An 11871-nucleotide genomic window follows, 5' to 3' on the forward strand; every position below is an offset into this window, starting at 1 on the left:
GACTGTGGTTCGCACCTTCAGTCTGGCACTCAAGATGCCGAGGTGAGGAGGAGTCCATCCCATTGCTTCTGGCCGTTTTCTGTCTGTTTTGTCCGGCAGAAAACGACCCAAAGCTGTCGTTCATTGATAGCTCTCGCTTTTGCCTGGTTGAGGGTTTATATAACCTCGCGAGATCTATTCGCACACTCGTTTTGAGCTGATTACCTAGGTAGCGAAGTAGATGCTCCAATGAGCGTTCGCATCGCGACCCACATGGCCTATGCACAATAAGGCGGAGGTTGCGTACAGCAACGCTGACTTTCAGCTTGACCACGCACTCAAAAAATCGCTGCGATCGATCAGATTCTTGGTATCACGGGTGGTGCCGCATTATTGGACAGGGCGAAGGTGACGAGCGAATCGCGGCCTTCCCAACCCTCCGCAAAGATCAGGGGGGCCCCTGATTTCTGTCTTCCGGCTAGGAATCAACGCTCTTTTGGCTTCTACTTCGCTTTGTTGTCTTTCGCCGTTTTCCAAGCGTCTTTGACGGCTTTGACCTGAGCCATGATCTTGTTGACCGCTTCCCAGGTGTTAGGGCTGCTGCTGGGCTTGCCGGTCACGTCAGCGCCGCAGGTAGTGTGCATGCTGAAGGACCCATCGACCGGCAGCTTTAAGGTTTGAATGAAATTCGGATCGGCGACTCTGACGCTGTACTGCATGTCGGCCAGCTCTTGAGGACCTGTCGTAAAATTGATTCTTGCTGTGCGGCAAGCGGAGAAAAAGAAGGTTTCTTGTTCAGCCTTCCCTAAGTGTTGGACATACTCAGAGATCGGGATGGCGTCATCCGGTATCTTGCCAAAGGTGATCGTGAAACCTATTCCGCCGTCGAGCGGTTTTCCGTCGGCACCTAGCTTTGACAATTTGCCTGGCACACTGAAGCCACTTCCATCTTCGCGGCCTTCCACCAGTGGGCGATCCTTCAATAGTGGTCCTGTGTCCAATGCCATTGGATATGTCACTGCAGTTGCCATCGGTGTTCCACCAGGTAGGGCCCACACCACGCCACCGATGGCAACAATTGTGCCGCCGATAGCTTCCGCAGTCTTCGCGGTGTCGTCCTCGAAGGTAATGCCAAGCGTCTTCAAGAGATCAGTGCCATCGAACTTCGTGAACGTCAGGTGTGTTTTTTTCATCATGCCGTCGTGGGGCTTGATGGCATATCGGTAGCTGGACCGGGTGTCTTCCTGGGTTGATTCTGCGGGTGTTGATACCAGAGTGGCTGGCTTCGCTGCGTCGGGGTGATCGATGTAGAGAATGGATTTGGCGAGGGTGAACTTAGTCAGGCCTTCATAGTCTTTGGCGTCCTTTGCAGGTTCCTGGGGATACGGAATGTAAAGCGCCTTGGGTTGGCCGGCGCAGCCGGCCAAGACCGCAGCCGCCAGGGCACTGACGACTAGTTTGGTCGTTTTCATGTCGGGCTCCTTTCTTCTAGAAAAATCTGACCACGTTTGCCGTTCAAAACTCGGCAGATTTCAACCTTCGCTGTGCCGTTTTTCGCGGCGACGATTGCAGCGGGCTTTCAACAAAATTGACCCAAAGCAGCTAATGAGTACTAGAAGCACCTGAAACCAGGCGCGATTCAGCCAATAATTTCTAATAAGCCAGTAGACGAGGCTTTTAATGGCTTTCACCTACTGGTTCGGCGACCCTTACCGGATTGATGTTAGTTCGCAGACGAGAGAACCATGAAGGATCTTGTCTGTGTTAGCGATTGATGACTACGCGGCTGCTATCCATCGATGAAATATCCCGATAACCGAAGAGTTGCACTTTTCAGATCTTCAAGGTTTAGTCCGAGACTGGGATTTAAGCTCAATGCTAGCAACCATGAGGCAAAGGGACTCAATCCGGCATAGAGATCATTTTCGGAAAAGTCTGGCTTCACGATTGGCTCATCACCTACGAGACTAGTAAATCCACGGAATGTCACTGGGCGGTGATTGAATGCTACTGGATTAGCGTTTGATCGGTAGATTATCTCTGAACCGCCCTGCGTCATAGCCCATGGAATCTGAGTCATCCCAACCGCGATTTTCGCTCCATCCAGGACCAGTTCGATGCCAGTGACTCGAACTGCTGGAAGATACTCCCACACGACGGAATACTTAGGATGGTCTTTTCGTATCGTGAAGGACAGCACATGAGACTCTTTGAAGATATCCCAGTTGACCGCAGAAACTAATAATCTTAAATCTAAATCCAATTGACCAGGTTGCAAATGCCGGCGTGCTTCATATCGCTCCTTCGCTGCCACCCAGTCACGAGATACCGCCTTCTGGTGCGCAATGGATATTGTGGCCACATTCATTGCTGACAATGGTGCATCGACCGGCCGCGCGAATGTGTATGCCAATGCCTTTTTCTCGGCATGTACCATCTGTGCAGCAATGGTAAGGGTGTCCAAGTAGACCCGGCTCATAACACTAACTACGTTTGCCTCAGCAGGGTCTGCCTGCGCCGATAGATTCGACTGAATGATGTCAACTGCGCGGTCTGATGTTGCAACTTGGGATTGCATTTCCACCAATTGGACCAACATCGAATTGTAGTTCAGAATAGCTGAGTTACGAGCCTCCACGCTCTTCAAAAAGTCGTAGCCAGCCTCACGGTATTCTTCGGCCTCCTCCATACCAGTAAATTCTTTGGCGACTTTGTCAAACTCTTCACGTTCCATAATGAATTGAGGCACCCGGGGTCTTGTCTTGTCGAGCTTTTGCATCCCCTCTTGGATGGCAGCGATTCCCTTTGACACATCACCAGCACCTTTAGATATAACAGTCAAATCGTCCTGTATGAGCTTTCTAGAGTCCCAAAGCTGCGCAATGCTGTCATCGTGGCTTGTATAATCACCATAAAGCTTTGCCCCTGCCGAAGCTGCAGCAATAAAACCTGCGCCACCCGTTGCGACGCCGGAAACAATGGTAGATACAGCGATCAGCGTTCCCGCTAGATCGCATCCATTGGCTTTATTTCTGATAGCCTCATCGAGCTTTTGCTTGGCGAAATTGAGGACTGCTTCTGCCGCAACAACCTTGTCATCCAGTCCAGGAATTTTAGCCAAAAGGTCCTTGGTTTCATCTTTAATTCTGTCGAACTCCAGCTCTAGGGCAAGCACCCGGCCTCGGGCGGCAGACACTGCAATTTGCAACTGAACACGTTGTTTTTCCTTGTTTTCTGCGGCGTCCCAGTACGCGTTGAAGGACTTTTCGACCTGATCTGCTTGCTGTAGAACATGATCATTAATCAGCCTTGAGTAGGTATCAAACGACAGAAGCGGTGCTCGTTCTAAGGTGTAGCCATAGAAGTCAAGGTTGAGATTGATCTTGCGTGCCATTGAGTAGACTCGCCCCATTACATCTTTTTTGAGCGCACTGGGTCTTGGATCATCAACACAAATCGTAAGAAGAAACTCAATTTGCTGCTTTAGAAGAGGGGTAGTCGCATTCCCCGAGCTACGATATGAATCCTCGACCCCACAGGCCAAGATCTCGAGTGATGGTCCATCAAACAATACAGCGAAGTTTTCTGTCGATATTTGGGATAAATGAAGATTTCCATCTTTCCCCACTGGCTCCATTTGTCTCTGTTCAACATCTGCCAACCGTCCATCTCCAGCCGGGCCTTGTGCGCCAGGCGCTCCAGAAGCAGAGCTGGTGAGATAACAGTCCCTAATGATTCTGAGTACACCAAGCGATGCCGCCGACTTGTAAAGGCTGAATGCGACCTCGAAGTGTGGATTTTGCTGTAGGTCGACTAATTGAATAGACGAGCGGGGGCCGGTTGTGTCGTCTATACATGTTTGGAAATCAACTCCACCAGGCTTGCCTTCAGGCCCTCCTGCGCCAAACGATCCCGGTTGTCCTGCCGGTGCATGCAGACCATGGGTGCAAATAACCCCTTGCGTGTCGATTACAGCGCGACCCAGTACGGACAATTTGATCTGGCCACCGACACCTCCAGCACCTCTTCTTCCTGGTACTCCAGCCTTTCCTCCCGCTGCACCCGGGCCGCCATTACATTCGGGGGGGATAGGGGTGCCCTCAGGAAGGGTGACGAATTTGCCATCTGCCCCAGCAACTCCTTGTCGTCCATGACCTCCATCCTGAGGACGTCCACCTTCACCACCTACCGCAGTGATACTTAATTCACCTGTGAGCTGCATAGCTGCAATCGTCACATCACCGGCTGCTTGGCCATTGCCACCATCATCTCCTTCAAGGCCATCGGACCCTGGACTGTGGGGCGATTCTTTTCGGAGTTCCGCTGGAAAGGTTGGTAATCCAGGTAAGCCATTGGTCGAGATTCGCCCCCCATCTTGAAAGATTAATTCACGACAAAAGATACTTAGGCTATGACCTTTCGTCTCTGCGAGACCAGTGACGATGATTTGATCCGCAATGATTCTTGTGGGTTTGTCCTGAGCGACCACATCCCCAAGATTTATCGAAACAGCGCTACTCACAACTCGCTCATTTGCTCCTTCGATGACTATTGCAAGCTGATTTCGTCCTAAGCCCATGATCCACTCCTGCACAGTAGGTATCGACTAGAGGCAGCGAAATGCCAACCTCAAGCAAAACATTAGTTCGGTTTATGAAGGGTGATGTAAAAATGTGATCAGGCGGGGCGGCTACCCCAGCAGTTGGCAGACGTTGGGGAGTGGGGTGATGAACTGATGTGCGCATACATCATGCCGGAAAAGCGAAAGCGAATCGTTGCGGATAACCGCTTCTGGTCAATTCTGTTGACAAAGTCGACTTCAGTTTCGGCTCAGTAAAGAATGCGCCTGAGATTGAAATCCATAACCAGATTAGCGACATATGACGGATCAGCTTTGTGTTGTATTCATTCCGGCGCTTTCGGTAACGCTGCAAAGCGCCGAAACGAACAAAGGCTCGCCGCTCCTGAAGAACCTCGATTTAGGTTGACTGACTTCCTCAGGGCGTGAAGCTGCCGGTGAGCAACGGCAGAGTTTGGCCAAAAATAGACAATGATTACCGAAGCACCATTTAAATCGCGGCTCGGCATGCTGGATTCGCCTCAACCTTCAGTTGGCGCCATGTTGCTGTCCGAGGAAGAAAGTGAGGCTCAAGCTTGGAGGCCAGTCATATGACAGACAGAATATGGTTATGCCATGCAATAAACTGCGCTGTTTTTTTTAAACTGGAAGAGTCAATCCGAGAACTTGCAGTAAAAAGCCGATAGCAATCAGCAGCATCCCCACCAAATAAGAAATGGCATCAACCCAGGAAAATCGTACGTATGTCACTACCTGAGCTTTTCCGATTTTGACCTGAATGGACTTTAGCAATGGATCTTCGGTCTTCTGAATGGCAGCTTGATGAAACACCCAGTTATCCAGCATCACCCTTACCGGGGGGATAATCATTACTACTGAACCAAAAAATGCGAGCAAATTTCCTTGCTGAGCTGTTCCAACCCATCGCAAACTGAAATACATCACCAATAAACCAATGAGAAGGACGAGACTCTTCAAAATTACTCGGCGGAGCTTAAACTTCGCAGGGGATCTCATCGTTCTTTATAGCGAACATAGTTTATGGCGAATTCATCAACGACGTGGCTAGGCTTCTTGACGTAGCTGGTAGCCTCAAGAATCGACATGGACTTAGGCGCAAAACTGAAGCCAAATCGGTACCCCAGCGCAGATGCAATGATCGCTAGGGTCACAATCGACGTTTTACCCTCAGTACTGGCTGAGAGGATATCTTGGAGTTCCAGGACAGATACTCCGGAATTACTTGCGATGTCTCCAAGTTCTTCGATTGATTGACCAGAGGCTTCAATAATTTCGGCTACCGCTGCGGCCACTTCGAGTGCTGCACGTTCCTGTCTCAACGCCTGCTCGACAGCAGGTAAGCGCTTGGCTGCCGCAGCAATTTTTGCGGCAATCCGGTCTTGAGGTGACTCTAGGGATGAATCCGGTGGAATATTTTTAGCCATGGTATGCCCCTGCAGACAATGCAGCAGTCATCTTATTGTGACGCTCTTTGCTATCAGTTGCGCTTTCGTTAGTGGGTCTCGGCTCCGCGAGTGCTTTAAGGATTCGTACCTCTCCATATTGCGCCATTGGCCGCTTGATGAAAGTTAAATACAGGTGATGCCCCCTGGTTTTGCGAGCATGTAGAATCGCTTCTGGCCTAAAACTTGAACAGTTAATCAGATCCAGAGGTAATGGTTTTGCATAGCAGCGACCGTCCACCTTCATTTTGTTCATGGCGGTGAAGAATCGTGCCGCAGCCACTACAGCATCTTCGTCAGAACTGTCAACGAGCCGTTCCAGTTCCGACCAGGCGTTGTCTGCACCGAACGTGTCATCGTAGATACGGTACTCCACCTGCCTCCCCTCCTTTTCCACGACCAAAGGTACTGCTTCTGATAGCGTAGACCGACCAAAGAAATTCACCAACCATTTCACTGGTCCGTTCGTGACATTCAATTAGTACGGTTGTCGGCTTGGGTAAACTTTCGCCAACAAACCGCAGGCTAGAGAACTCAGGAAGCTTGTCATACTGTCGATCCATGACCAGCTCCGGCAAGAGAGGAAAGTATGGAAGCTGTGCGCAACGCATTGTGAACTGCGTGTGGTGACGTGGACTCATTTGAGCGGCGGCTTCTGGCCGATTGCTGCCCTTCGTAACAAGTCGTCATCGACCGAACGTAAGGAGGAAGGAACCTATCAGCCCCACCCTCCCACAACTCAGCAGCCACCTGCGAGCATCGTTACGTCCAGCAGTCGGTCTGATCAATGCCAGCCGCTCAACCGAAGTCGCCATTCAACCCCAAGCAATCTTGTCATTTGCCAAGGCTTAGGGCAGGGTCGATATCACTGAGATCTCTGCCAAGGAGTCACCCCATGTCAAAGCTCTATCCCAGTATCGATCCCGAAGGGCTGGTCGAGTACTCGGTGGTCTACACCGACCGCTCGCTCAACCACATGTCGCAGTCATTTCAAGGCGTGATGAAGAACATTTCCAAGACCCTGAAACAGGTCTACAACGCCCAGGCGGTTGCGGTGGTCCCGGGCAGCGGCACATTCGGCATGGAAGCGGTGGCGCGACAGTTTGCCACCGACCAGCAATGCCTGGTGATACGCAACGGCTGGTTCAGTTATCGCTGGAGCCAGATCCTTGAGATGGGCCACATCCCGGCGGCCACCACGGTGCTGAAAGCCCGACCGGTCGACACGGATCGCCAGGCGGCCTACGCCCCACCCCCTCTGGACGAAGTGCTGGCAGCCATTCAGGCGCAGAAGCCGCAGATTGTCTTCGCCCCCCACGTTGAAACCTCATCAGGGATTATCCTGCCCGACGAGTACCTGCGGGCCGTCGGCGACGCCGTGCATGCGGTGGGTGGCCTGTTCGTGCTGGACTGCATCGCCTCAGGCACGCTTTGGGTTGATATGCACAAGTGCGCAGTCGACCTGCTGATCAGCGCACCGCAGAAAGGCTGGAGCGCCTCCCCTTGCTGCGCCCTGGTGATGTTCAGTTCCCTGGCCCTCGAGCGCATCGAACAGACGCAGAGCAGCAGCTTCGCCTGCGACCTGAAAAAGTGGCTGCAGATCATGCAGGCCTACGAACAGGGCGGACATGCCTACCATGCGACCATGCCCAGCGATGCCCTGGCGCGATTTAACGAAGTGATGAAAGAGACGCAAGCCTACGGTTTCGACAAGGTCCGCGGTGAACAACAGGCTCTGGGTGATCGGGTGCGCGCAATGTTGACCGGCAAAGGCATCAAGAGCGTGGCGGCAGCCGGCTTTCAGGCCCCTGGCGTAGTGGTGAGCTACACCGATGATGCCGACATCAAGAGCGGTAAGAAATTTGCCAATCACGGCCTGCAGATCGCCGCCGGAGTGCCGTTGCAATGCGATGAGCCGGCCGACTTCCAGACCTTCCGCATCGGTCTTTTCGGACTCGAAAAGCTGCACAATATCGAGCGCACGGTCAGTACCCTCGAGCAGGCGCTGGACGAGGTGATGGCTAACTAAGCCCTCATTTTGCCCGCAGCACATGCCGAACGTGTGAATGCCAGGAAGGTATCCTGCCTGGGAGCGAGCTTGCTCGCGATGAATTCAGGAGCGCCGCGTGTAGCCAGAAAACACGCATTATCCTTAAGACCATCGCGAGCAAGCTCGCTCCTGCAGGGGGGTTAACCTGTGATGACAAGCATCAAAAATTTCCTGTCGATTTTCCGGTGGAGGCCTGAGGCCTCGCGCCCTATGCTCACCCCATGAACCTACAAAACGCGATGCTTCCGCCCCACGCCGAGATGGTTCGCGCCATGCTCGAACGAGACACCACCTACGAGGGGGTGTTTTTTACCGCGGTCAAAACCACCGGCATCTTCTGCCGCCCCAGCTGCACGGCGCGCAAACCGAAACCGGAGAACGTCGAGTTCTTCGCCCATGCCGATGACTGCCTGTCCGCCGGCTATCGCGCCTGCCTGCGTTGCAAACCGCTGGATGCGGCCGCCATCGCGCCCGACTGGGTGCAGAAGCTGCTCCAGTCGGTGGACGCCGATCCCGAGCTGCGCTGGAGCGATGCCCAGTTGCAGGCCGAGGGCATCGAGCCGCTGAAGCTGCGGCGCTGGTTCAAACAACATTTCGGCATGACCTTTCACGCCTGGCTGCGCACCCGACGCCTGGGCATGGCACTGGGCGGGATCAGGCAGGGCGATTCCATCGACAGCGCGGCGTTCGATTCCGGTTACGAATCCCTGAGCGGCTTTCGCGACGCCTTTCAAAAATCCTTCCACATCACCCCCGGTCGAGCGGCCAATAGCGAGCCTTTGCTGTTCACGCGCCTGACCACGCCGCTGGGGCCGATGATCGCCATGGCCGAACGGCGCGGGCTGGTGTTGCTGGAGTTTCTTGACCGACCGGCGCTGACCCGGGAAGTCGAAGCCCTGCAGAACCGTCATGGTTATGCCGTGGCGCCGGGACACAATGCACACTTGCAGCAGATCGAAACAGAGCTGGCCCAGTATTTCGCCGGCAAACTGACCGAATTCAAGGTGCCGCTGCACTTGCCTGGCTCCGAGTTCTCCCGGCAGGTCTGGGCCGAACTGGCGAAAATCCCCTACGGCCAGACCAGCACCTACGGCACCATCGCTGCGCTGTTGGGCAAGCCCGGTGCCAGCCGCGCCGTGGGTTTGGCCAACGGGCACAACCGGATTTCGATTGTCTTGCCCTGCCACCGGGTGATCGGTGCGGACGGCTCATTGACGGGCTATGGTGGAGGACAACCGCGCAAGGCGTTTCTGCTCAGGCTGGAAAACGCGGCGGTGCAGGTCACACGACAACTTGCGTTCTGACGCTTCGGTGTTTTCCATGAGGAAGGACATTCGATGAACACGCTCGAACAGCCATTCCGCAGTGCTCAAACCTGGGGTGAACGCTTGACCGATCCTTACTTGCCAGCGACGGCGTTTCTCAGGGCCATAGATGATGACTGGGCGCGTCACATCGCGGCCATCGGACCCTGTCTGCACCAGCCGCATGCGGCGCGCGATCCGTATGAGTCGCTGGTGCGGGCGATTGCCTATCAACAACTGCACGCCAAAGCCGGGGATGCGATTGTCGGTCGGTTGCTGGCGCTGTTTCCTTCGACGGCGTTTCCGCGTCCTGATCAGATTCTGGCGACCGGGTTTGATCAGCTGCGCGGGTGCGGCTTTTCCGCGAGCAAGATTGCGACGATTCAGGGCATCGCTCAAGCGGCGCTGGACGGTGTGGTACCCGATTATGCAACGGCGTTGGCGATGGATGATGAGGCGTTGATCGAGCGGTTGATCACGTTGCGCGGGGTTGGCCGCTGGACGGTTGAGATGCTGCTGATCTACAGCCTGGAGCGGCCGGATATTTTGCCGGCCGATGACTTCGGGGTGCGCGAGGGGTATCGGCGGTTGAAGGGGCTGGAAGTGCAGCCGACGCGTAAACAGATGGTGGAGATCGGGTTGGGGTGGAGCCCTTATCGGACGGTGGCGGCGTGGTATTTGTGGCGGGTGACCAACAAGTAGACCGCGTTATCGTTCATCGCTAGCAGGCTAGCTCCCACAGGGGTCTCATGAACGCTGGAGATCCACTGTGGGAGCTAGCCTGCTAGCGATCGCGTCAGCCCATTCACCACACATTAACAGCCACCGGCACTGCGCTTGGGGCAATGGCCGAAGGATTTGAATCGGCCATCCAGGGCCTTACAGCCGTTCCACCGCAACTCAAGCTGGAGGCGCTGGCTCAGTTCGACACTGATGTGTTTTCCTCGGTCGACCTGACCACACGGTTCAAGCTCGACGATGACAGTACCCAGAGCCTTGAACTGCATGCCGACGCAAACCAGCGCCAGGTACGCATGAGCGGCGCGGCGCGGCGGGCGATTTCGACGTATCCGTGGAGCTGAAAAACGCCGCCATCCTCGGCGACAGCCATCAGAAATTGGTTGGCAACCCGATGGAGATCAAGGGCTGACCCGAAAACCGATGCCGGCTGGGGAATTCGCTGCGTCAGTTTGTCGCAAGTTATGAATAATCCTTTGACGCGTATAATCGCTCCCCTCCGCTAAACCGGCATGCATCAAAGACGCCCTGTCCGAGGTTGATTATCCGTTCGGGCGCATCTAAAGGTCTGTAGAACATGAGCGTTTCGTTGACCCGCCGCCAGGTGGTTGCAGGTATGGGCTTGTTCAGCCTCGGCCTCCTTGCTGGCTGTGACAATAGCGTCAGCCTGTCGTACAAGTACGGCAAGGACCTGAGCGACAAGATCCTCGGACGGACATTCAAGCTGAAAGACTCAGAAGGCAACCTCACGACGCTCTCGAGCTTTCGTGGTTTGATGCCGATGATTTTCTTCGGCTTCACACAGTGCCCGGCGGTATGCCCCACCGCCCTGGCTCGCGCAGTGCAGATCAAGAAGCTGATGGGAAAAGACGGGGATATTCTCCAGGTCGTCTTCATCACGCTGGACCCGGAGCGGGATACGCCAGCGGTGTTGGATGCCTACGTCAAAACGTTTGATCCCTCATTTGTCGCGCTCCACGGGACACTCGAGGAAACGGCGGAAACGGCCAAGGAGTTCGGGGTGTTCTATGAGAAAATCCCGAGCGGCTCCACCTATACGCTCTCCCATACAGCGACCAGCTATGTGTATGACACAAGGGGCAGGTTGCGCGTCGGGCTTTCCCCTTCCCTTTCTGCACAAGAGTGTACGGAAGACTTGCTAACCGTTATGGAAGTCTGCTGATGAATTCGAATGCTATTAAAACCGCCATCAATGTGCGCGTTAAAACGGCTGTCCTGGGGCTTTTTCTGCTGGGAACGGCGCTTCAGGTTTCAGCCCAGACTCAAGTGGAAGACGCCTGGGTACGTGCCACCGTTGCCGGGCAACAAGCAACCGGCGCGTTCATGACGGTCACCGCGAGCAGCGACAGCAAACTGCTAAGCGTGCAAACACCGGTCGCTAAAGTTGTGCAGATTCACGAGTCGACGATGAAAAACGACGTGATGAGCATGCACCCCGTCGAGTTCGTTGCCTTGCCCGCAGGGACAGCGGTCACCCTGAATCCTCATGGCTATCACGTGATGCTGATCGACCTGGTCGGCCAGATCAAAGAAGGCGACACAGTGCCGCTGACCTTGACTGTCGAAAACGCCAATGGCGAGAAGGAGTCGATCAAGGTTGAGGCTCAGGCGCGAGCGCTGAATATGCCGGACCACAGCAAAATGCATTGATCGCTGGAAGTCACCGGACATCGGTGGCGTTCAGTGGGACCGCGTTATCGTTCTTCGCCAGGGGCCTCCTGAACGCTGGAGATCCCA

11 protein-coding genes are annotated in these 11871 nt (G+C 54.5%); 6 read left to right on the forward strand and 5 right to left on the reverse strand.

The features are described from left to right. Positions 1–482: 482 nt before the first annotated feature. From ACM6IQ_RS20275 to ACM6IQ_RS20295, 5 genes are all read right to left on the reverse strand, one after another. Entirely contained in the window at positions 483–1451 is a 969-nt protein-coding gene (locus ACM6IQ_RS20275; protein ID WP_414879650.1) for a hypothetical protein, read from the reverse strand. 317 nt (positions 1452–1768) lie between these two features. Further along, positions 1769–4558: a hypothetical protein gene (locus tag ACM6IQ_RS20280; protein WP_414879651.1), complete on the reverse strand. Its 2790-nt coding sequence runs from the start codon at positions 4556–4558 to the stop codon at positions 1769–1771. Between the two features lie 639 nt (positions 4559–5197). Further along, entirely contained in the window at positions 5198–5536 is a 339-nt protein-coding gene (locus ACM6IQ_RS20285; RefSeq protein ID WP_414879652.1) for a hypothetical protein, read from the reverse strand. Positions 5537–5571: 35 nt separating this feature from the next. Beyond that, positions 5572–6003, reverse strand: a complete 432-nt coding sequence (locus ACM6IQ_RS20290; RefSeq protein WP_414879653.1) for a hypothetical protein — start codon at positions 6001–6003, stop codon at positions 5572–5574. Beyond that, the gene (locus ACM6IQ_RS20295) at positions 5996–6397 is read right to left on the reverse strand and encodes a hypothetical protein (RefSeq protein WP_414879654.1); all 402 of its coding nucleotides are present in this window, start codon (positions 6395–6397) and stop codon (positions 5996–5998) included. The genes ACM6IQ_RS20290 and ACM6IQ_RS20295 overlap by 8 nt, the downstream gene beginning before the upstream one ends. Positions 6398–6916: 519 nt before the next feature. On the opposite strand from ACM6IQ_RS20295, the gene ACM6IQ_RS20300 reads away from it, so the two are divergent. The 6 genes from ACM6IQ_RS20300 to ACM6IQ_RS20325 all read left to right on the forward strand — a co-directional run bounded on the left by ACM6IQ_RS20300 (position 6917) and on the right by ACM6IQ_RS20325 (position 11784). Beyond that, the gene (locus ACM6IQ_RS20300; RefSeq protein WP_414879655.1) at positions 6917–8050 is read left to right on the forward strand and encodes an aminotransferase class V-fold PLP-dependent enzyme; all 1134 of its coding nucleotides are present in this window, start codon (positions 6917–6919) and stop codon (positions 8048–8050) included. A 242-nt stretch (positions 8051–8292) separates the two neighbouring features. Beyond that, the gene (locus ACM6IQ_RS20305; RefSeq protein ID WP_414879656.1) at positions 8293–9375 is read left to right on the forward strand and encodes a bifunctional transcriptional activator/DNA repair enzyme AdaA; all 1083 of its coding nucleotides are present in this window, start codon (positions 8293–8295) and stop codon (positions 9373–9375) included. An 84-nt stretch (positions 9376–9459) separates the two neighbouring features. After that, complete coding sequence (locus tag ACM6IQ_RS20310) at positions 9460–10077, forward strand: DNA-3-methyladenine glycosylase family protein (RefSeq protein WP_017338235.1); 618 nt, start codon at positions 9460–9462, stop codon at positions 10075–10077. A 143-nt stretch (positions 10078–10220) separates the two neighbouring features. Further along, positions 10221–10457 (forward strand): hypothetical protein, encoded by a 237-nt coding sequence (locus ACM6IQ_RS20315; RefSeq protein ID WP_414879657.1) that lies wholly within the window; start codon positions 10221–10223, stop codon positions 10455–10457. A 233-nt stretch (positions 10458–10690) separates the two neighbouring features. Continuing rightward, positions 10691–11296 carry an SCO family protein gene (locus ACM6IQ_RS20320; protein WP_017338234.1) on the forward strand — a complete coding sequence of 202 codons (606 nt, stop codon included), beginning with the start codon at positions 10691–10693 and terminating at the stop codon, positions 11294–11296. Further along, positions 11296–11784 (forward strand): copper chaperone PCu(A)C, encoded by a 489-nt coding sequence (locus tag ACM6IQ_RS20325; protein WP_414879658.1) that lies wholly within the window; start codon positions 11296–11298, stop codon positions 11782–11784. Before ACM6IQ_RS20320 ends, ACM6IQ_RS20325 begins: the two co-directional genes overlap by 1 nt. Positions 11785–11871: the final 87 nt, after the last annotated feature.

It is taken from the genome of Pseudomonas sp. IT-P100 (assembly GCF_949767185.1).
In the GTDB taxonomy this organism is placed as follows: domain Bacteria; phylum Pseudomonadota; class Gammaproteobacteria; order Pseudomonadales; family Pseudomonadaceae; genus Aquipseudomonas; species Aquipseudomonas fluorescens_B.